Origin of the sequence: Streptomyces spinosus (genome assembly GCF_020400655.1) — a bacterium.
GTDB lineage: Bacteria > Actinomycetota > Actinomycetes > Streptomycetales > Streptomycetaceae > Streptomyces > Streptomyces argyrophylli.
Genome location: NZ_JAINRC010000003.1, coordinates 309,625 through 329,599 on the forward strand (window position 1 = coordinate 309,625; position 19,975 = coordinate 329,599).

15 protein-coding genes and 3 pseudogenes are annotated in these 19,975 nt (G+C 73.4%); 6 read left to right on the forward strand and 12 right to left on the reverse strand.

Going from position 1 to position 19,975, the window contains the following annotated elements; genetic code table 11:
- Positions 1 to 53: 53 nt before the first annotated feature.
- The 7 genes and pseudogenes from LG395_RS08310 to LG395_RS08340 all read right to left on the reverse strand — a co-directional run.
- Entirely contained in the window at positions 54 to 1,895 is a 1,842-nt protein-coding gene (locus tag LG395_RS08310; RefSeq protein ID WP_225808952.1) for an acetyl/propionyl/methylcrotonyl-CoA carboxylase subunit alpha, read from the reverse strand.
- Between the two features lie 8 nt (positions 1,896 to 1,903).
- Positions 1,904 to 3,502: an acyl-CoA carboxylase subunit beta gene (locus tag LG395_RS08315; RefSeq protein ID WP_171155266.1), complete on the reverse strand. Its 1,599-nt coding sequence runs from the start codon at positions 3,500 to 3,502 to the stop codon at positions 1,904 to 1,906.
- Positions 3,499 to 5,175, reverse strand: coding sequence for an acyclic terpene utilization AtuA family protein (locus LG395_RS08320; protein ID WP_225808953.1), 1,677 nt, complete (start codon positions 5,173 to 5,175; stop codon positions 3,499 to 3,501). The genes LG395_RS08315 and LG395_RS08320 overlap by 4 nt, the downstream gene beginning before the upstream one ends.
- A complete protein-coding gene (locus LG395_RS08325) occupies positions 5,172 to 5,966 on the reverse strand; it encodes a TIGR03084 family metal-binding protein (protein WP_225808954.1) in 795 nt (264 codons plus the stop codon). The genes LG395_RS08320 and LG395_RS08325 overlap by 4 nt, the downstream gene beginning before the upstream one ends.
- Before the next feature lie 126 nt (positions 5,967 to 6,092).
- Positions 6,093 to 7,805 carry an NAD-dependent malic enzyme gene (locus LG395_RS08330; RefSeq protein WP_225808955.1) on the reverse strand — a complete coding sequence of 571 codons (1,713 nt, stop codon included), beginning with the start codon at positions 7,803 to 7,805 and terminating at the stop codon, positions 6,093 to 6,095.
- Between the two features lie 127 nt (positions 7,806 to 7,932).
- Positions 7,933 to 8,880: an EamA family transporter gene (locus tag LG395_RS08335; RefSeq protein WP_225808956.1), complete on the reverse strand. Its 948-nt coding sequence runs from the start codon at positions 8,878 to 8,880 to the stop codon at positions 7,933 to 7,935.
- Between the two features lie 380 nt (positions 8,881 to 9,260).
- Positions 9,261 to 9,569: pseudogene (locus LG395_RS08340) on the reverse strand (lipid II:glycine glycyltransferase FemX); the annotation flags it as partial.
- A 74-nt stretch (positions 9,570 to 9,643) separates the two neighbouring features.
- On the opposite strand from LG395_RS08340, the pseudogene LG395_RS41625 reads away from it, so the two are divergent.
- Positions 9,644 to 9,859 (forward strand): annotated as a pseudogene (locus tag LG395_RS41625) (ATP-binding protein); the annotation flags it as partial.
- A gap of 26 nt (positions 9,860 to 9,885) precedes the next feature.
- Positions 9,886 to 10,032, forward strand: coding sequence for an ATP-binding protein (locus LG395_RS41115; protein WP_308071227.1), 147 nt, complete (start codon positions 9,886 to 9,888; stop codon positions 10,030 to 10,032).
- A 40-nt stretch (positions 10,033 to 10,072) separates the two neighbouring features.
- On the opposite strand, the gene LG395_RS41120 is transcribed toward LG395_RS41115, so the two are convergent.
- From LG395_RS41120 to LG395_RS08355, 3 genes and pseudogenes are all read right to left on the reverse strand, one after another.
- Positions 10,073 to 10,204, reverse strand: a complete 132-nt coding sequence (locus LG395_RS41120; RefSeq protein ID WP_263982269.1) for a hypothetical protein — start codon at positions 10,202 to 10,204, stop codon at positions 10,073 to 10,075.
- A 254-nt stretch (positions 10,205 to 10,458) separates the two neighbouring features.
- A pseudogene (locus LG395_RS08350) lies at positions 10,459 to 10,728 on the reverse strand (metallophosphoesterase family protein); the annotation flags it as partial.
- Positions 10,725 to 14,060 carry an FAD-linked oxidase C-terminal domain-containing protein gene (locus LG395_RS08355; RefSeq protein WP_225809052.1) on the reverse strand — a complete coding sequence of 1,112 codons (3,336 nt, stop codon included), beginning with the start codon at positions 14,058 to 14,060 and terminating at the stop codon, positions 10,725 to 10,727. The pseudogene LG395_RS08350 and the gene LG395_RS08355, both read right to left, overlap by 4 nt.
- 333 nt (positions 14,061 to 14,393) lie before the next feature.
- Here LG395_RS08355 and serC point away from each other — a divergent pair, with 333 nt between their 5' ends.
- Positions 14,394 to 15,512 carry a phosphoserine transaminase gene (gene serC, locus LG395_RS08360; RefSeq protein ID WP_171155253.1) on the forward strand — a complete coding sequence of 373 codons (1,119 nt, stop codon included), beginning with the start codon at positions 14,394 to 14,396 and terminating at the stop codon, positions 15,510 to 15,512.
- Positions 15,513 to 15,635: 123 nt separating this feature from the next.
- On the opposite strand, the gene LG395_RS08365 is transcribed toward serC, so the two are convergent.
- Entirely contained in the window at positions 15,636 to 16,616 is a 981-nt protein-coding gene (locus LG395_RS08365) for a TolB-like translocation protein (protein ID WP_171155252.1), read from the reverse strand.
- Positions 16,617 to 16,736: 120 nt separating this feature from the next.
- On the opposite strand from LG395_RS08365, the gene LG395_RS08370 reads away from it, so the two are divergent.
- The 3 genes from LG395_RS08370 to LG395_RS08380 all read left to right on the forward strand — a co-directional run bounded on the left by LG395_RS08370 (position 16,737) and on the right by LG395_RS08380 (position 19,143).
- Entirely contained in the window at positions 16,737 to 17,420 is a 684-nt protein-coding gene (locus LG395_RS08370; RefSeq protein WP_171155250.1) for an SGNH/GDSL hydrolase family protein, read from the forward strand.
- 87 nt (positions 17,421 to 17,507) lie between these two features.
- On the forward strand, positions 17,508 to 18,092 hold the full coding sequence (locus LG395_RS08375) for a Uma2 family endonuclease (protein WP_225808957.1): 585 nt from the start codon (positions 17,508 to 17,510) through the stop codon (positions 18,090 to 18,092).
- Between the two features lie 55 nt (positions 18,093 to 18,147).
- Positions 18,148 to 19,143 (forward strand): aldo/keto reductase, encoded by a 996-nt coding sequence (locus LG395_RS08380; RefSeq protein WP_225808958.1) that lies wholly within the window; start codon positions 18,148 to 18,150, stop codon positions 19,141 to 19,143.
- Between the two features lie 225 nt (positions 19,144 to 19,368).
- Here the strand turns inward: LG395_RS08380 and thpR are convergent, their stop codons facing one another.
- The gene (gene thpR, locus LG395_RS08385) at positions 19,369 to 19,941 is read right to left on the reverse strand and encodes an RNA 2',3'-cyclic phosphodiesterase (protein WP_225808959.1); all 573 of its coding nucleotides are present in this window, start codon (positions 19,939 to 19,941) and stop codon (positions 19,369 to 19,371) included.
- Positions 19,942 to 19,975: the final 34 nt, after the last annotated feature.

Genomic DNA, 19,975 nt, shown 5'->3' on the forward strand with positions numbered 1-19,975 from the left:
GGTTCCTCCGCGTGCGGGTCGTGGGTGGCTGGTCGCGCGGTCCCCCGCGCCCCTCAGGTCGGCTGCACCACCGCCAGCACCGTGCCGGGCTCCACCTGCTGCCCGGGCCTGGCGTTCAGCGTGCTGAGCGTGCCCGCCGCCGGGGCCGAGATCTGGTGCTGCATCTTCATCGCCTCCAACCAGATGAGGCCCTGGCCCGCCTGAACCGTTGCCCCTTCGGTCAGGCCCTCGGCGATCCTGACCACCGTGCCCGGCATCGGGGCCACCAGGGACCCCGGCGCGAGCTGGGTCGTCGGGTCGGGGAAGCGGGGCAGGGCGGTGAGGCGGACGGTGTTGACGTGGACCTGGTCGCCGTACCGGGACACCTCGAACCTGCGGCGAACGCCGTCCGCTTCGAGCACCACCAGGCCCGCGTCGGCGTGCACGACCCGGACCCCGTCGGCGGCCAGGCCCTCCCGGGTGTGCCGGTACCGGACCTCGTGCTCCTCGCCGTCCGTCTCGTACCGCTTCACCTGCGGCTGCGAGGGGACGTTGCGCCAGCCGCCGAAGCGCGAGCGGCCGTGGGCGTCGGCGAGGGCGGCGGCCAGGGGGGCGTGGGGGTCGCGGGCGGGTTCGGTGAGGGCGCCGAGGTGGCGGTCGTAGAAGCCGGTGTCCATGCGCCCGCTCGTGAACTCCGGGTGGCGCAGGGAGCGTACGAGCAGGTCGCGGTTGGTGACCGGGCCGTGGACCACGGCGGACTCCAGCGCGCCCGCGAGCCTGCGGACCGCCTCCGCGCGCGTGGGGGCGTGGGCGACGACCTTGGCGAGCATCGGATCGTAGTGGACGCCGATGGTGTCGCCGTCGGTGTACCCCGTGTCCAGGCGGACGCCTTCCGGTACGGCCAGGCGGTGCAGGGTGCCGGTCTGGGGGGCCCAGTCACGGGCGGGGTCCTCGGCGTAGAGGCGGGCCTCGACGGCGTGGCCCCGCGCGTGCGGGGGCTCGGTGCCGAGGGCGTGGCCCTCGGCGATCCGGATCTGTTCCGCGACCAGGTCGAGGCCGAAGACCGCCTCGGTGACGGGGTGTTCGACCTGGAGGCGGGTGTTCATCTCCAGGAAGTGGGCGCGGCCGTCGGCGACCAGGAACTCGACGGTGCCCGCGCCGGTGTAGGAGACGGCGCGGGCAGCGCGTACGGCCAGCGTGCGCAGCTCCTGCCTGAGCGCCGTGGGGAGCCCGGGCGCCGGGGCCTCCTCGACGACCTTCTGGTGGCGGCGCTGGAGGGAGCAGTCACGGGTGCCGAGCGCCCAGACGGTGCCGTGGGTGTCGGCGAGGATCTGCACCTCCACGTGGCGGCCGTGCTCGAGGTACGGCTCCACGAACACCTCGCCGTCGCCGAAGGCGCTCGCGGCCTCGGCGCGCGCGCCCTCCAGCGCGGCCGGCAGCTCGTCCAGGCGGCGTACGATCCGCATGCCGCGCCCTCCGCCGCCGGCCGCCGCCTTCACCAGGACGGGCAGGTCGGCCTCGGTCACCTCCCGCAGGGGTTCGATGCCGAGCAGCCGCTTGGCGCGGGTCTTGGACGCCATGGCCTCGATGGCCTCCGGGGGCGGGCCGATCCAGACCAGGCCGGCGTCGAGGACGGCGCGGGCGAAGCCGGCGTTCTCGGAGAGGAAGCCGTAGCCGGGGTGCACGGCGTCGGCGCCGGACGCCAGGGCCGCCTTCACGATCAGGTCGCCGCGCAGGTACGTCTCGGCGGGCGCCGCGCCCGGCAGCCGTACCGCCGTGTCGGCCACGCGCGCGTGGAGCGCGTTCTCGTCGGCGTCGGAGTGCACCGCGACCGTCCGGATTCCCGACGCGCGGCAGGTGCGGAAGACACGGCAGGCGATCTCGCCCCGGTTGGCGACGAGCACACTGGAAATCACGGGATCCCTCACATCCGGAAGACGCCGAAGCCACCGCGCGCGCCCTCGTAGGGGGCGGTGTGCAGGGCGGAGAGGCACAGGCCGAGGACGGTGCGGGTGTCGCGCGGGTCGATGACGCCGTCGTCGTACAGCCGCCCGGACAGGAACAGGGGCAGCGACTCGGACTCGATCTGCTGCTCCACCATGGCGCGCAGGGCCGCGTCCGCGTCCTCGTCGTACGGCTGTCCCTTGGCCGCCGCCGACTGCCGGGCGACGATCGAGAGCACGCCGGCGAGCTGCTGCGGGCCCATGACGGCGGACTTGGCGCTGGGCCAGGCGAACAGGAAGCGGGGGTCGTAGGCCCGGCCGCACATGCCGTAGTGCCCGGCGCCGTACGACGCGCCCATGAGGACCGACAGGTGCGGGACCCTGCTGTTGCTGACCGCGTTGATCATCATCGCGCCGTGCTTGATGATCCCGCCCTGCTCGTACTCCTTGCCGACCATGTAGCCGGTGGTGTTGTGCAGGAACAGCAGCGGGATGTCGCGCTGGTTGGCGAGCTGGATGAACTGGGCGGCCTTCTGCGACTCGGCGCTGAAGAGGACGCCCCGGGCGTTGGCCAGGATGCCGACCGGATAGCCGTGCAGGGCCGCCCAGCCCGTGACCAGGCTGGTGCCGTACAGCGGCTTGAACTCGTCGAAGTCGGAGCCGTCCACGACGCGGGCGATCACCTCGCGCGGGTCGAACGGGATCCTCAGGTCCCCGGGGACGATGCCCAGCAGTTCCTCCGGGTCGTACGCGGGCGGCTCGGCCGGGCCGGGGTCCGGGTACGCCTTGCGGTGGTTGAGGCGGGCCACCACCCGGCGGGCCTGGCGCAGCGCGTCCGGCTCGTCCAGGGCGAAGTGGTCGGCGAGGCCGGACACGCGCGCGTGCATCTCGGCGCCGCCCAGCGACTCGTCGTCGCTCTCCTCGCCGGTCGCCATCTTCACCAGCGGCGGCCCGCCGAGGAACACCTTCGCACGCTCCTTGACCATGATCACGTGATCGGACATGCCGGGGATGTAGGCGCCGCCGGCGGTGGAGTTGCCGAAGACGACGGCGATGGTCGGGATGCCGGCGGCCGACAGCCGGGTCAGGTCGCGGAAGACGGCGCCGCCGGGGATGAAGATCTCCTTCTGGGACGGCAGGTCGGCGCCGCCCGACTCCACCAGGCTGATGCAGGGCAGCCGGTTGGCGAGCGCGATGTCGTTCGCGCGCAGGGCCTTCCTCAGGCTCCACGGGTTGCTGGCGCCGCCGCGCACGGTCGGGTCGTTGGCGGTGATCAGGCACTCCACGCCCTCGACCACGCCGATCCCGGTGACGAGGGAGGCGCCGACGGGGTACTCGCTGCCCCAGGCGGCCAGCGGGGACAGCTCCAGGAACGGGGTGTCGGGGTCCAGCAGCAGCTCGATGCGCTCGCGGGGCAGCAGCTTGCCGCGCGCCCGGTGCCGCTGGACGTACTTCTCACCGCCCCCCGCGAGCGCCTTGGCGTGCTCGGTCTCCAGCTCGGCGAGCTTGGCGAGCATGGCCGCGCGGTGGGCCTGGTGGTCGGGGCCGGTGGGGTCGACAGCGGTCCGCAGAACCGTCACAGCAGAGTCTCCGGGATGTCCAGGTGGCGGGAGCGCAGCCATTCGCCGAGGGCCTTGGCCTGCGGGTCGAAGCGGGCCTGCGCGGCGACTCCGGCGCCGAGGATGCCCTCGACGACGAAGTTGAGCGCGCGCAGGTTCGGCAGCACGTGCCGGGTGACGGGCAGGTCGCGGGTCTCGGGCAGCAACTGCCGGAAGGCGTCGGTGGTCAGGGTGTGGGCGAGCCACCGCCAGGCCTCGTCCGACCGCGCCCACACCCCCACGTTGGCGTTCCCGCCCTTGTCCCCGCTGCGCGCCCCGGCGACCAGTCCGAGGGGTGCCCGGCGGGCCGGGCCGGGCGGGAGGGGTGCCGGAAGGGGCGGGGGCGGTACGGCGTCGAGGGGCCGGGTGTCCTGGGGCGGCGGCACGGGGACACGGCGTCCGTCGTGGAGGACGGCCATATGGTCTACGTCCCCATGGGGTACGTACACATCCTCGAACACCCCATAGGGGGCGCCCTTTCCGGGTGGGGCGAGCACATGGAAGCCGGGGTAACTGGCGAGGGCCAGCTCCACGGCGGCCCCGCTGAGCGCCCGCCCCACGACCCGCTGGTCCGGGTCGCGGACGACGAGCCGCAGCAGCGCGCTGGCCGTCTCCTCGGTGTCCGCGTCGGCCCGGTCGGTGCGCACCAGTTCCCAGCGCACCTCCCGCGGCGGCGACTTGGCGAGCGCGTCGGCGAGCTGCTCCCGCACCAGGGCCGCCTTGGCCTCGATGTCCAGTCCGGTCAGGACGAAGACGACCTCGTTGCGGAAGCCGCCGAGCCGGTTGACCCCGGCCTTGAGCGTGGGCGGCGGCGCCTCCCCGCGCACCCCCTCGATCCGCACCCGGTCCGGTCCGTCCTGGCTCAGCCGTACGGTGTCCAGCCGGGCGGTGACGTCGGGCCCGGCGTAGCGGGCGCCGCCGGTCTCGTACAGCAGTTGCGCGGTGACCGTGCCCACGTCCACGAAGCCGCCGGTGCCCGGGTGCTTGGTGATCACGCTGGTGCCGTCGGCGTGGACCTCGGCGAGCGGGAAGCCGGGACGCCGTACGTCCCCCTCGCCGAAGAACGCGTAGTTGCCGCCCGTGGCCTGGGTCCCGCACTCCAGCACGTGACCGGCGACGACGGCGCCGGCGAGGCGGTCGTGGTCCGCCGGCCCCCAGCCGAAGTGGGCGGCGGCGGGGCCGGTGACGAGCGCGGCGTCGGTCACCCGCCCGGTGACCACCACGTCGGCGCCGGCCCGCAGGCACGCGGCGATGCCGAAGCCGCCGAGGTAGGCGTGGGCGGCGAGGGCGCCCGGGTGGGCGGCGGTCAGGTCGTCGCCCTCGACGTGCGCGACCCGCGCCGGGATGCCGAGCCGGTCCGCCAGCTCCCGTATCCGGCCGGCGAGTCCGGCGGGGTTGAGGCCGCCGGCGTTGGTGACGATCCGCACGCCGCGTTCGTGGGCGAGCCCCAGGCAGTCCTCCAGCCGGCGCAGGAAGGTGCGGGCGTAGCCGGCGGCCGGGTCCTTCAGCCGGTCGCGGCCCAGGATGAGCATGGTGAGTTCGGCGAGGTAGTCACCGGTGAGGACGTCGGCCTCGCCGCCGGTGAGCATCTCGCGCAGGGCGTCCGCGCGGTCGCCGTAGAAGCCGGAGAAGTTGCCGATGCGCAGCGGGTTCACCGGCCGGCCCCCTTCGGCGGGCGGCCGGTGCCGGGCGGGCCCGCGAACGCCTGGGCGATGTCGAGCCAGCGGCCGGCGTCCGGGCCCTCGGCCGTCAGCGCGAGGTCGTCCCGGTGGGCGCGCTGGGTGACCAGGAGGCAGAAGTCGAGGGCGGGGCCGGTGACGCGCTGGGCGGCGTGCTCGTCGCCGTACGCCCACACCTGGCCTGAGGGTGCGGTCAGTTCCACCCGGAACTCCTCGGCCGGCGGGGTCAGTCCGTGCACTCCGAAAGCGAAGTCACGGGTCCGCACCCCGAGCCGGGCCACATGCCGGAGCCGGTCGGTGGGTGGGCGCACCACACCCAGCGCGTCGGCGATGTCCAGCCCGTGGGCCCAGGTCTCCATCAGTCGGGCCGTGGCCATGGAGGCGGCCGACATGGGCGGGCCGTACCAGGGGAAACGGGCGCCGGCCGGTGCGTCGCGCAGGGCCCGGTCGAGGGCGGCGCGTCCGGCGCGCCAGGCCGCCAGCAGGTCGGCGGGCGGGAGTACGGCGCCCTCCTCCGCTCCCTCGCCCACGAACGCGTCGGGTGCGGCGAGCGCCTTCTCGACCAGCGCCTGGAAGGCGTCGGCGTCGGTGACGGCCAGCAGGGCCGAGTGGTCGGTCCAGGCGAGGTGCGCGATCTGGTGGGCGACGGTCCAGCCGGGTGCCGGGGTGGGCAGGGCCCACTGGTCGGGACTCAACTCGGCCACGAGCCGGTCGAGTTCACCGCTCTCGGCACGCAGGTCGTCGATGACGGGCGTCGGGTCGGCCATGAGGGGGAGCATGGCAGCGAGGGGAGAAACAATCAAGCGTGCTTGCATGAATTGGCGGCCGACAGGATCCCGGTGCGCGCGGGGGGCCGGTCCGGACGACTCGGCCCGCTCCGCCCGGACCCGGGGTCACACCGCTTCCACCGGCGGGTACACCGGCTCCCACCGGGCCGCCCGTACCGCCGCCTCGCAGTCGTCGAGACCGGTCCGGGCGACCCCTTCCTCCACCGCCACGCGGGCCACGGCCACGGCGACCGCCTCGGAGGTGGCGCGCAGGTCCCGGATCGGCGGCAGGACCGGCGCGCCGGACCGGGCGACCTCCGTGTCACCGGTCCGGCGGGCCACCGCGTCGGCCGCCGCGCGGAGCATGCCGTCGGTGACGCGGGAGGCGCGGGCGACGATCACACCGAGACCGAGGCCTGGGAAGACCAGCGCGTTGTTGGCCTGGCCGATCTCGTACGTCGTGCCGTCCCGCTCCACCGGGGCGAAGGGGCTGCCGGTGGCCACCAGGGCCTTGCCGTCGGTCCAGTCGAGCAGGTCGGCGGGGGTGGCCTCGGCGAGGTCGGTCGGGTTGGACATGGGCAGGATGATCGGGCGCTCGGTGTGCCGGGCCATCTCGCGGACGATCTGCTCCGTGAAGGAGCCGCCCTGGCCGGAGGTGCCGATCAGGATGGTCGGGCGGGCCCGTCGGACCACCTCGTCCAGCGGGATGCCGGGCAGGTCCTCGTCCCGGCGCCAGTCGCCGACCTCGTCGGCGGCGCGGGCGTACGGCCTCTGGAAGTCCCGCAGCCGGTCGCCCTGGTCGGTGGTGAGCAGGCCGTACCGGTCCACGCACCAGAAGCGGGCGGTGGCCTGCCCGGCGGACAGGCCCTCGGCGATCAGGGCGTCGCGCAACTGGTCGGCGACGCCGATGCCGGCGGTACCGGCGCCGAAGACGACGATCCGGTGCTCGGGCAGGGGCGTGCCGGTGGCGCGGACACCGGACAGGACGGCGGCGAGGTTGACGGCGCCGGTGCCCTGGATGTCGTCGTTGAAGGTGCAGACCCGGTCGCGGTAGCGGTCGAGGATGCGGCGGGCGTTGGCGGTGCCGAAGTCCTCCCAGTGCAGCAGGGCGTGCGGGAAGAGCCGGGTCGCGGTGGTGACGTAGGCGTCGATGAAGGCGTCGTAGGTGTCGCGGTCGGCGCGCGGGTGGCGGTTGCCGAGGTAGAGGGGGTTGTCGAGGAGTTCCTGGCGGTTGGTGCCGACGTCCAGCATGACGGGCAGGGTGCGGCGCGGATCGACGCCGGCGGCGGCCGTGTAGACGGCGAGCTTGCCGACGGCGATGTCGATGCCGCCGACGCCCCAGTCGCCGATGCCGAGGATGCCCTCGCCGTCGGTGGCCACGATCAGGTCGACGTCGTCGGCGCCGAGGCCGTGCGCGCGCAGCGAGCGTTCGATGTCCTCGGGGGCGTCCACGGAGAGGTAGACGCCGCGCGGGCGCCGGTACTCCGTGCTGTAGCGGCGGATCGCCGTGCCCACCGTGGGGGTGTAGACGATGGGCAGCATCTCTTCGAGGTGGTCGCCGACGAGCCGGTAGAACAGCACCTCGTTGCGGTCGTGCAGCGCCGTCAGGTTGACGCTCCGGGCCAGGTCGCCCGCCTGGTCCCGGAACTGGCCGTAGGCGCGTTCGGCCTGCTCGTCCTGGGTGAGCACACGGGGTGGGACCAGCCCGACGAGGTCGAGGGCGCGGCGCTCCTCCTCGGTGAAGGCGGTGCCGCGGTTGATCCGGGGATCGGCGAGAACGGCCCGGCCCCGGGCGGTGACCTTCAGCGGGCCGGGGTGGGTGTCACGAGCGTCGGTCACGAGATCCGCCTTCCGTCCGGCTGCGCCCCTTTCAGGCCACACTCAGGAGTGTGCGGGAGAGGGGCGGGAAGCGCAGGGTGAGCGGGGAGGGGGTCCCGTGAGCCCGGCGTGATCCGGGCGGAAGACCCTACGCTTCCGGTGCCCGCAGGCCGGGCTTCGTCCGGGAGGTCTGGGTGCGTACCGCGCCGATCGTCGCCGCGATGACCAGGGCGATCGCGGCGGCCTCGGTGGGGGTGAGGGACTGGCCGAGGATCAGGAAGCCGGCCGTGGCCGCGATGGCCGGTTCCAGGCTCATGAGGATGGCGAAGGTGGGGGCCGGCAGCCGGCGCAGGGCCAGCAGTTCGAGGGTGTAGGGCAGGACCGAGGAGAGCAGGGCCACCGCCGAGCCGAGGGCGACGGTGGTGGGGTTCAGGAGCCGGCTGCCCGCGTCGGCGATGCCCAGGGGGAGGAAGAGGAGGGCCGCGACCGCCATGGCCAGCGCCAGACCGTCCGCCTGCGGGAAACGTCGTCCCGTACGGGCGCTGAAGACTATGTAGGCAGCCCACATGGTGCCCGCGCCCAGGGCGAAGCCGACACCTGTGGGGTCCAGATTGCCGAAGCCTCCGCCGCCGAGCAGGAAGACGCCGGCGAGGGCCAGGCCGGCCCACAGGGCGTTGATCGCGCGGCGGGAGGCCACGACGGACAGGGCCAGGGGGCCGAGGACTTCGAGGGTGACCGCCGGGCCCAGCGGGATACGGGCGACCGCTTCGTAGAACAGGCCGTTCATCGCGCCCATGGTGACGCCGAAGACGACGACCGTGCCCCAGTCGGCCCGGGAGTGCCCGCGCAGCCGGGGCCGGCAGACCAGCAGGAGGACGACGGCCGCCGCGAGCAGACGCAGGGTGACGACGCCCAGGGCACCGGCCCTGGGCATCAGCGTGACGGCCAGCGCGCCGCCGAACTGGACCGAGATACCGCCGGCCAGCACCAGCCCCACGGGTCCGAGTGAGCCGAGCGGGCCGCGCGGGGCGGAGGGATGCGTGCCGTCGCCCGAGGTGGTCGGGGTCGGCGTGGTGGTGCTGAGCGGGGCGGTCACGAGCGGTCCTGGGCTAGATCGGATTCGTGCATCTCGATGTACTACCAGGTCCAGGGTAGTGGACTTCGTCAGGTGCGTGAACCCTTGACGGGACTGTCCCGGATGCTGGGATCAACCGCCCGGCCACCGCCCGGCCACGCTTCCCCCTTACGGAACGCCGGGGCCGTCGGGGCGGATGCCCGCGGGGCGTGGCCGCGGGGGGTGGCCGCGGGGGGTGCCTGGCCGTACGCCTCATGCCCGTGGGCATCCCCGTAGGCGCGTCCGGTCCCGTGGGCGTATCCGGTCCCGTGGGCGTATCCGGCCCCCGTCGGCGTATCCGGTCCCGTGGGCGTACCCCGGCCGGGCGTGGGCGCCGCCCCGCGCCAGGAGTTCGAGCGGCCTCAGCGGCAGGCCAGATAGATGTCGAACGCCTTGTGCAGCAGACGGTTCAGCGGGAAGTCCCACTCCCCCGCGTACTCGACGGCCTCACCGCCCGCGCCCACCTTGAAGCGGAGCAGGCCGAGCAGGTGGTCGGACTCCTCCAGGGTGTCCGTGATGCCCCGGAAGTCGTAGACGCGGGCGCCGAGTTCATGGGCGTCGCACATCATCCGCCACTGCATGGCGTTGTTGGGCTGCACCTCGCGCTTGCGGCTGGTGGAGGCGCCGTAGGAGTACCAGACGTGCCCGCCGACGATCAGCATGGTGGCCGCGGTTCCCCGTCCTGGGTGAAGGAAGGCCGCCCGCTAGTGCTGATCGGTGACTCCGGCACCGGAAAATCCATCTGCTGATCGGGATCGGCACGGCGACTGCCGAGGCCGGGCTCAGCGTCCGCTACACCACCACATCCGCGATGTTCAACGAGCTTGCCGAGGCGGACGCGGCCCGTCGGCTGTCCTCAGTCATCACCCGCTACAGCAAAGTCGACCTTCTCTGTCTGGATGAATTCAGATATCTCAACCTGGACAAGAAGGGGGCGAAGCTGTTGTTCCAGATTTTCACCGAGCGTGAGGAATGCAAGCCACCGCAGTGGCGACCAACTCACCGTTCGTCGAGTGGGACTCGATTTTCAACGAGCCCAGGCTCTGCGCGGCCATCGCCGACCGGATCACCTTCCGCTGCACACTCATCCAGACCGGCACCGAGGCTGATCGGCGTGCCAAAGCAGTTCCGTGACCGACGCCCTCGGCTGTGGCCGGCAGCGGGGGTACATCCGTCAGTAGTCGGTGAGATCCACGATCACGTCACAGTGCGGATCGTCGGAAGGCTGATGCAGATACTCGTTCGCCAGGAACGCCGGGGAAACCAGAGAGCCGAGCAGGCCGGGGCCCGTATGGCTGATCAGCACGTCCACACCATAGGTACGGTCCCGCTCAGGTGAACGGAAATAGAGGCGCATGCGGTCGTCGCCCGTGATGACCGCGCCGATGAACAGCGGTTTCCACGACACGTGCGTGGTGACGAAGGAACGAACGAGATCGAGCAGACGGTCGGCGGCCGCCTGCTCGATCTCTGGTCAGGAGAATTCACAGCTTGGCCCATGCCGGACACTTGTTCCTCGGTTGGTTGTGGCAGTACGCCGTAATGACGCCGATCTTGGCCGATGGGGTCCGGGATCTCCGCGCGCTCGCCCCGCCGGTACTCCACCAGTTCCCGGTCCGCGTTGCCGCCGATCCACAGCACCCGGTCGCCCTGCTCGCGCAGCAGGTCCAGTACCTCGGCCGGCTGCGGGCCCGCCGTGATGTCCCCGGTGAGGACGATCCGCTCGGCGGCGGCCACCTCGGGCTCCGCCAGGACCGCCTCCAGAGCGGGCAGCACGCCGTGGACGTCGGAGAGGACCGCCAGGCGGGTGTACTCCTCGTCCTCGTTCACCCGGCACCCCCCGCCGGGGAGTCCAGCGCGTCCGCCAGCACCACTGCCAGGTGCCGGCCCCGGACCCCGGCGAGCTGTTCCAGCTGGGTGCGGCAGGAGAAGCCGTCCGCCAGGAAGGCCGTGCCGGGCGGGGCCTGCCGGACCGAGGGCAGGAGCTGTTCCTCCGCGCAGGCCCGGGAGACCTCGAAGTGGCCTTTTTCGAAACCGAAGTTGCCCGCCAGTCCGCAGCAGCCTCCGCTCAGCTCGCCGGTGAGGCCCGCGGCGGCGCGCAGCCTGCGGTCGGAGGTGTCGCCGAGCACCGCGTGCTGGTGGCAGTGGGTCTGGCCGGCGACCGGGCGGCCGACGGCGGGCGGGGTCCAGTGCGGGGCGTGCCGTTCCAGCGTCTCGGCGAAGGTGCGGACGGCGGCGGAGAGCCGGGCGGCGCGCGGATCGTCGGACAGCAGCTCCGGGAGGTCGGTGCGCAGGGCGGCGGCGCAGCTCGGTTCCAGGACGACGACCGGGAGCCCGGCCTCCAGCACCGGTTCCATCAGGTCCAGCGTGCGGCGCAGGACGCCGCGGGCGCGGTCCAGCTGGCCGGTGGTGAGGTAGGTCAGTCCGCAGCAGACCCTGGCCCGGCGGGCCGCGAGCAGCGCGGTCGCCGCTCTGGTCCTGCCGTCGGCGATCGCTCCCCGGCGCAGCAGCAGCGTCGGCGGCAGGGTCACGCGCAGCCCGGCGGCCTCCAGCACCCGCACGGCGGCCCGGCCCACGGACGGCGCGAGGTACTCCGTGAAGGTGTCCGGCCAGAGGACGACCAGGTTTCCGCCGCCCGGCACGGGCAGGTCGACGGCACCGGGCGCGGGCGGACCCCCTGCACCCGGCTCGGGGACATCCTCGGCGCCCGGCGAAGACGCACGCTCGACACCCGGCACGGGCAGGTCGACGGCACCGGGCGCGGGCGGACCCCCTGCACCCGGCTCGGGGACATCCTCGGCGCCCGGCGAAGACGCACGCTCGACACCCGGCACGGGCAGGCCGGCGACACCGGGCGCGGGCGGACCCCCCACCCCCGGCTCGGGGACATCCTCGGCGCCCGGCGAAGGCGCACGCTCGGCACCCGGCACGGCCAAATCCTCGGCACCCGGTGCGAGGGCGTCTTCAGCGCCCGGCGCAAGCGGTTCCCCCGCCCCTGGCACAGACGGCCCGTCAGCTCCCGGCGCCGGCAGGCCCACCGCCCCTTGCCCTGGCGAGCCACCGGCACCCGGTGCGGGCAACTCTTCAGCACCCGGCGCGGGCCAGCCCCCCACCCCCGGCTCAGGCAGCGCACAGGTACCCGGCGCGGGCAGGTCCCCGACCGGCACCCCTCCGGCCGCCCTCGCAGGGGCCCGGTCGTGCCACCACGCCGTGAACGTCCGTGTCGCCAGGCGCGGGATCTGCCGTTCCGGGGTGATCCCGGCCAGCCGTTTGCCGAGGGCGGCCAGGGGGCCCACCCGGGCCAGGGCGTTGACCAGGGGGGCCGTCCGTGTGCGGGCGGTCCAGCTCAGCCACTGCGGGAGCCGGCCCAGGGTGTGGTGGGCGGCGGGGCGGCGGCGGCCGGCGTAGTGGTGGTGCAGGAACTCCGCCTTGTAGGTGGCCATGTCGACGCCGACCGGACAGTCCGAGCGGCAGCCCTTGCACGACAGGCACAGGTCCAGGGCGTCCCGGACCTCCGCGGACCGCCAGCCGTCGGTGATCAGCTCGCCCGCGAGCATCTCGTGCAGCAGCCGGGCCCGGCCGCGTGTGGAGTGTTCCTCCTCGCCGGTGGCCCGGAAGGAGGGGCACATGACGGCGGGGCCGGCCGCCGTGGCCGTACGGCACTTGGCGACGCCGACGCAGCGGCGGACGGCCGCGGCGAAGTCGCCGCCGTCCGCCGGGTAGCCGAAGGCGACGTCGACCGGGCGGCCGGGCAGGACGGAGAAGCGGAGGTTGGCGTCGAGCGGGGCCGGACGGACCAGCATGCCGGGGTTGAGCAGGTCGTCCGGGTCCCAGAGGGCCTTGGTCCGCTCGAAGAGCCGGACCGTCTCCTCGCCGTACATGCGGGGCAGCAGTTCCGCGCGGGCCTGGCCGTCGCCGTGCTCCCCGGAGAGGGAGCCGCCGTGGGAGACCACCAGGTCGGCCAGCTCCTCGGAGAAGCGGCGGAAGCGGCCGACACCGGCCTCGGTGAGCAGGTCGAAGTCGACGCGGACGTGGATGCAGCCGTCGCCGAAGTGGCCGTACGGCGTGCCCCGCAGTCCGTGGGCGGCGAGGAGGGCGCGGAAGTCGCGCAGGTAGGCGCCGAGCCGGGCAGGCGGCACCGCGCAGTCCTCCCAGCCGGGCCAGGCCTCCGTGCCGTCCGGCATCCGGGTGGCCGTGCCGGACGCGTCCTCGCGGATGCGCCACAGGGTCCGCTGGTCCGCCGGGTCGGTGACGACCAGCGCGGACACGACGTCGGCGGCGCGCACGATCTCCTCCGCACGCGCGCGTGCCTCCGCCGCCGTCCGCCCGCCGGTCTCCACGAACAGCCAGGCGCCTCCCGCCGGCAGGCCCGCGCCGGCCGGTACCAGGTCGGCGGCCATGCCCTCCACCGTGAGCGGCCGCAGCGGCAACAGGCCGGCGGCGGCCTCGGCGGCGGCGCTCTCGTCGGCGTACGCCATCACGGCCAGGGCACGCGCGCGCGGAGCCTCGACCAAGCCGACCACGGCCTCGGTGAGGATGCCCAGGGTGCCCTCGGAGCCGCAGAAGGAGCGGGCGACGTCCGCGCCCTTCTCGGGCAGCAGCGCGTCCAGCGCGTACCCGGAGATGCGGCGGGGCAGGTCCGGGAAACCCGTGCGCAGCCGGGCCAGTTCCCCCTCGGCCAGCTCCCGCAGCCCGTCCGGGGCGCCCGCCCAGCCCGGCCCGAGCCGCAGCCGCCGCCCGCGCGCGGTGAGCACGGACAGCTCCCGCACGCTGTCCGCGGTCGTGCCCCAGGCGACCGAGTGGGAACCGCAGGAGTTGTTGCCGATCATCCCGCCGAGCGTGCACCTGCTGTGCGTGGACGGGTCGGGGCCGAAGCGCAGCCCGTGCGGTGCGGCGGCCTCCTGAAGCCGGTCGAGCACGAGCCCCGGCTGCACGACGGCCGTGCGGCTGACCGGGTCCAGCTCCAGCAGGCCGGCCATGTGCCGGGTGAAGTCCAGGACCACGCCGGTGCCGGTCGCCTGCCCGGCGATCGACGTGCCCCCGCCCCGCGCCACCACCGGCACCCCGCGGGCCCGGCACACCTCCAGCACGGCGGCCACGTCGTCCGCGTCCCTGGGGGCCACGACCCCGAGGGGCACCCGCCGGTAGTTGGACGCGTCCATGGTGGCCAGGGCCCGGGCGGTGGCGTCGAACCCGACCTCGCCGCGCACGGCCCCGCGCAGCGCACGGGCCAGCCCGGCGACGCCGTCGCCCCCGGCCCCGCCCCCGGCTCCCCGCGCACCCCGGGGCCCGCTCCCCGCTCCCCCGGCCGCCCCCGCACCACCCGCTCGATCCGTCATGCGTCCAGGATGCATCCGCTCACGCACCGTCACCGCGTGTTTTCCACAGGCCCGCACGTATCGTCGTACAACCTCACAAGTCCACGTCCCGGTGATCTCGTCTCATCCGACGGACACCTCTCCACCTCGCTCTCCGCCACGGGCTAACCTCGTGCCGTGGCCGACATCCAGATTCCCGCAGACATCAAGCCCGCCGACGGACGTTTCGGCGCCGGCCCCTCCAAGGTGCGCACCGAGGCGCTGGACGCCCTCGCCGCCACCGGAACCTCCCTGCTGGGCACCTCCCACCGGCAGGCGCCGGTGAAGAACCTGGTCGGCAAGGTCCGCGAGGGCATCTCCGAGCTGTTCTCCCTCCCCGAGGGCTACGAGGTCGTCCTCGGCAACGGCGGCTCCACCGCCTTCTGGGACATCGCCACCCACGGCCTGATCGAGAACAGGTCGCAGCACCTGAACTTCGGCGAGTTCTCCTCGAAGTTCGCCAAGGCGGCCAAGCTCGCGCCCTGGCTGGCCGAGCCCACCGTCATCGCCTCCGACCCGGGCACCCACCCGGAGCCGCGGGCCGAGGCCGGCGTCGACGTCTACGCCTTCACCCACAACGAGACCTCCACCGGTGTAGCCATGCCGATCAGGCGCGTGGCCGGCGCCGACGAGGGCGCGCTCGTCCTGGTGGACGCCACCTCCGGCGCGGGCGGCCTCCCGGTCGACATCGCCGAGACCGACGTCTACTACTTCGCCCCGCAGAAGTCCTTCGCCTCCGACGGCGGCCTGTGGATCGGCGTCTTCTCCCCGGCCGCGATCGAGCGCGCCGAGCGGATCCACGCGTCCGGGCGGCACGTCCCGGAGTTCTTCAGCCTGCCGACCGCGATCGACAACTCGCGCAAGAACCAGACGTACAACACCCCGGCCCTCGCCACCCTCTTCCTGCTCAACGAGCAGCTGGAGTGGCTCAACGGCCAGGGCGGCCTCTCCTGGTCCACGGCCCGGACGAAGGACTCCTCGACCCGGCTGTACTCCTGGGCGGAGGAGGCCAAGTACGCCACCCCGTTCGTCTCGGACCCGGCCAAGCGCTCGCAGGTCATCGGCACGATCGACTTCTCCGACGAGATCGACGCCGCCGCCGTCGCCAAGGTGCTGCGCGCGAACGGCATCGTGGACACCGAGCCGTACCGCAAGCTCGGCCGCAACCAGCTGCGCGTCGCGATGTTCCCGGCGATCGACCCGGCGGACGTCGAGGCGCTGACGAAGTGCGTCGACTACGTGATCGAGAAGCTCTGACCGTCCCCGGACACGGATCACCGAAGGGGCGCCCGGCACCACCGGGCGCCCCTTCGTCGCCTCCGGGCGCCCCTTCGTCGCCTCCGGGCGCCCCTTCGTCGCGGCTCGCGGATGCCGCCCCGGTCAGCCGCGCCGCAGCCGCCGCAGGCCGAACAGGGCCGCCGCACCGACCAGGACGATCACGGCACCGACCTTCAGGCCGCCCCCGCCGCCCTCGTCCGACGACGCGCCGGAGCCGCCCTTGGCCGACGGTGACCCGGCGCCGGGCCGGCCGGGCGCGTCCACGGCCTGTACGGCGCTCTCGGCGCCCTCGCTGCCGTACATCAGCTTGGTGCCGTCGGCGGAGTACGACACGGACTCCCCCTGGCCCTGCAACGGGACGTCCAGGCGCCCCTCGCGCTGGATGCGGCCGCCGTTCCAGCGGTAGCGGATGCCGCCGAAGTAGCCGCGCACGGCGAGGTCCCGGCCGTCCGGGGAGAAGGCGGCGTCGGTGGCCCACAGGTCGACGGCGGCGATGGGCCTGAAGACGTTCGCGCCCGAGGTGGACAGGGTGGCGGGGCCCTCGTACAGGTGCCCGCCGTCCTCCTTCTTGTCGATGATGTAGACGCGCCCCGTCTTCGGGTGGACGAGCAGCGACTCGGCGTCGCGCGGCCCGTCGGAGTACTTCACGACGTACTGCGTGGCCGTGACCGTCTGGTCCGTGAGGTTCTTCGGCTCGGGCAGCCGGTAGATCCACACGTAGGGCCACTTGCCGCCGAAGTTGTCGCCGATGTCACCGACGTAGATCTCGTTGTGCGGCCCGATGGAGATGGCCTCGACGTCGCGCGGGGAACCGATCCCGCGCAGGGTGATCCGGGCGACGGTCTTCCCGGTCGCGCTGTCCACCGCGTAGAGGTACGGCCCGTCGTCGCTGTCGTTGTGCGTCCAGTAGACGCCGGGGTGCAGCCGGGAGGCGGCGAGCCCGCTGGACTCGGTGATCCGCGGGTCCTTGAGGGTGAACCCCCGGTCACCCGCCCCGTCGGCGGTTCCGTCGGCGGCGGAGGCGGGCAGCGCGCAGGCACCGGCGAGCAGCAACCCGGCGAGGACGGCGAACGATCGACGCATGCCCCAAGCCTGCCATTCCCGGCGGGGGTTCAGGACACACGGGCGCCGCGGACCGGGACGTGGTCCGCCTCACAGGCACCACCGGTGCCACGCATCAGGGAGATCGTCCATCATGACCGGATGCTTAGGTTCATGCCCGTGGGCGACTCCATGACGATCGGGAGCGCGGGCGAACACACATGGCGCTACCGGCTGTGGCGGCACCTGTGCGTGGCGTACGACGGACCGTTCACCTTCGTCGGACCGCGCGAGACGCTCTACGACAAGCAGGCCGACGCCCCGACCTCCCTCGCCTACGCCGACCCCGCCTTCCCGCGCGCCCACCTCGCGGGCTGGGGCGAGGGCTGGCTGCACATGGCCCCGCTGATCGGCGACGCGGTGCGCGCCCACCGCCCCGACGTCCTCCTGGTCTCCCTGGGCCTGATCGACCTCGGCTTCTACACGAACGCCGAGCAGACGGCGGAGAACGTACGGGCCTTCGTGGCGGGCGCGCGGGAGGCGGACCCGCGCATCCGGATGGTGCTGCTGCCGGTCATCCCGAACATCCGGGCGGCGGCCGACGCGCCGTTCGCCGAGCAGGTCGACCGGTTCAACGTGCTGCTCGCCAAGGCGGTGGCCGACCTGGACGAGCCGCGCTCGCCGCTCCTGCTCGCCTCGCCGCCCGAGGGGTACGACCTCGGCACCGACACCTACGACGGCACGCATCCCAACGCGCGCGGGGAGCACCTGATAGCGGAGGCGTTCGCGGGGGCGATGCGGGAGGCGTGGGGGGTCGGACAGACGTACGTGGCGGGAACAAGCTGACCGAAATCCAGCGCCTCCAGGGTGCGGTACCTATCGTTGTACTGCGCGGCTGCACCTGTGCGCGGGCAGCCGGGGAGGAGCGCCACGATGACCGTCCTCGAAGACAGGATCGAGATGGCCGAGGAGAGCGACGAGCTGACTCTGGACGCCCTGTTCGAGTCGCTTGAGCGGACCACCCCCGCGGGATACAAGGTCGACATCGTCGAGGGGGCCATCTTCATGACGCCGCAGCGGGACACCCACTGGGAGATCATCCTGGACATCGTCGAGCAACTGCGCACCAAGTACCCGCGCAAGCGCGTCAAGTCGGACGTCCGCATCGACTATCCGGGCCACCTCAACGGGTTCTGCTCCGACGTCACTCTCGTCGCCGAGGGCGCCGAGAAGACGCCTGGAGGGCTCTGGCGCTATGGCGACGTCGAGTTCGTCGCAGAGGTCATCTCGCAGGGCACGGCACACAACGACTACGGCCCCAAGCGAACGGCCTACGCCACCGCCGAGGTCCCCGTCTACCTCATCGCCGACCCCTACCAGCGGCGGTGCCACATCCACACCGACCCCAAGGACGGTGACTACGCCGTGAGCACCCGGGTGGACTTCGGTACCGACGTCGACCTGACCGGCACCGTCGTCGACCTCGTCCTGAAAACCACCGACTTCCCCCGCGACTGACCCGCTCCCACGGGGCCTTGCATAGAGCGCACTCCAAGCCGTTGGCTGGTGGACCATGGAGTACACGCAGCTCGGACGCACGGGACTCAAGGTCAGCCGGCTCGTCCTCGGGACGATGAACTTCGGTCCGCAGACCGACGAAGCCGACAGTCACGCGATCATGGACGCGGCACTGGACGCGGGCATCAACTTCTTCGACACGGCCAACGTGTACGGCTGGGGCGAGAACAAGGGCCGGACCGAGTCCATCATCGGCAACTGGTTCGCCAAGGGCGGCGGCCGGCGTGAGAAGACGGTCATCGCCACCAAGGTGTACGGCAACATGGACGCGGACGGCGCGACCGTCTGGCCCAACCACGACAAGCTCTCCGCGCTGAACATCCGGCGCGCGGTGGACGCCAGCCTGAAGCGGCTGCGGACCGACCACATCGACCTCTACCAGTTCCACCACATCGACCGCAGCACCCCGTTCGACGAGATCTGGCAGGCGATCGACGTCCTCGTCCAGCAGGGCAAGATCCTCTACGTCGGTTCCAGCAACTTCCCCGGCTACAAGATCGCCCAGGCCAACGAGACCGCCGCCCGGCGCGGCGGCACCATCGGCCTGGTCAGCGAGCAGTGCCTGTACAACCTGGCCGAGCGCCGCGCCGAGATGGAGGTCATCCCGGCCGCGCAGGACTACGGCCTCGGGGTGATCCCCTGGTCGCCGCTGCACGGCGGTCTGCTGGGCGGGGTCATCAAGAAGGAGGTGCGGGGCGGTCGCCGCTCCTCGGGTCGGACCGCGGACACCCTCAAGGACCCGGCGGCCCGCGCGCAGGTGCAGGCCTACGAGGACCTGCTCGACAAGCACGGCCTCGAGCCCGGCGAGGTGGCCCTGGCCTGGCTGCTCACCCGCCCCGGCGTGACGGGACCGATCGTCGGCCCGCGCACCGCCGAGCAGCTCCAGTCGGCCCTCCGGGCGGTCGAACTGGAACTCGGCGAGGACCTGCTGGCCGGCCTGGACGAGATCTTCCCGGGCCCGGGCCCGTCCCCGGAGGCGTTCGCCTGGTAAGCGCCCCCAAGGGGTGGCGGGGCCGCGTTCGACCTGCGGCTCCGCCACGTGGGCGGGCCCGGCCGGTGACGGCCCGCGGCCGCCGGAGGCAGCCGCTGCCCCGCGCCCTGGGCGCCCTGGGCGAACCGCTACCTGACGGCCGACGCCAAGGCCACCACCACGAACATCAACACAAGCGCACCGGCCATGATCCGGTTCCGGGTTTTCGGGTCCACGTATCCGAGACTAACCGGCCCCGCCCAGCGCCCATCGCTCGACCACCTCGTACCGGGGCTGCTCCCCCGGCACCCCGGACGCCGGCAGCCGGCTGCGCACCAGCGCCAGGTCGGCCACGGTCCAGGTCTCGCCGGCGAACTCCGCGAGGGCCGTCACGTACGGCCGCACGTCCACCGCGTCCCGGCTGCGGGCCAGCGTCAGGTGGGCCTTGTACCGCCGGTGTTCCCCCATCGGCACCCCGGCCTTGCGGGCCGCCGCCTCCGCCCGGTCGGCCAGCAGCCGCAGCCCCTCCACGTCCCCCCGGGCGCCCGTCCACAGCGCCCGGCCCCGGCCGAACTGGCCGCCGCCCGCGAGCGAGAGCGGGAAGGGGGCCGTGCGGTGGGCCGCGCGGGCCAGGCGGTCCGCCAGGGCGGGTACGACGTCGTCGGCGACCTCACCGTAGAACGCGAGGGTGAAGTGCCAGCCGGGGCGGGCGGTCCAGCGCAGCCGGCCGGCGTCCGGCAGCCGCCTCAGCCGGTCCACCTCCGCGGCGAGTTCCTCCACGACGTCCCCGGGCGGCAGTACGGCGGCGAAGAGTCTCATGGCTCTCACGATCGCAGACCCCGGCGGGCATGAT

Coding starts and splice junctions, on each gene's coding strand:
- LG395_RS08325 (WP_225808954.1), bottom strand. CDS start 5,966: ATGGCCGACCCGACGCCCGTCATCGACGACCTGCGTGCCGAGAGCGGT.
- LG395_RS08355 (WP_225809052.1), bottom strand. CDS start 14,060: ATGGACGCGTCCAACTACCGGCGGGTGCCCCTCGGGGTCGTGGCCCCC.
- LG395_RS08365 (WP_171155252.1), bottom strand. CDS start 16,616: ATGCGTCGATCGTTCGCCGTCCTCGCCGGGTTGCTGCTCGCCGGTGCC.
- LG395_RS08370 (WP_171155250.1), top strand. CDS start 16,737: ATGCTTAGGTTCATGCCCGTGGGCGACTCCATGACGATCGGGAGCGCG.
- LG395_RS08375 (WP_225808957.1), top strand. CDS start 17,508: ATGACCGTCCTCGAAGACAGGATCGAGATGGCCGAGGAGAGCGACGAG.
- LG395_RS08380 (WP_225808958.1), top strand. CDS start 18,148: ATGGAGTACACGCAGCTCGGACGCACGGGACTCAAGGTCAGCCGGCTC.
- thpR (WP_225808959.1), bottom strand. CDS start 19,941: ATGAGACTCTTCGCCGCCGTACTGCCGCCCGGGGACGTCGTGGAGGAA.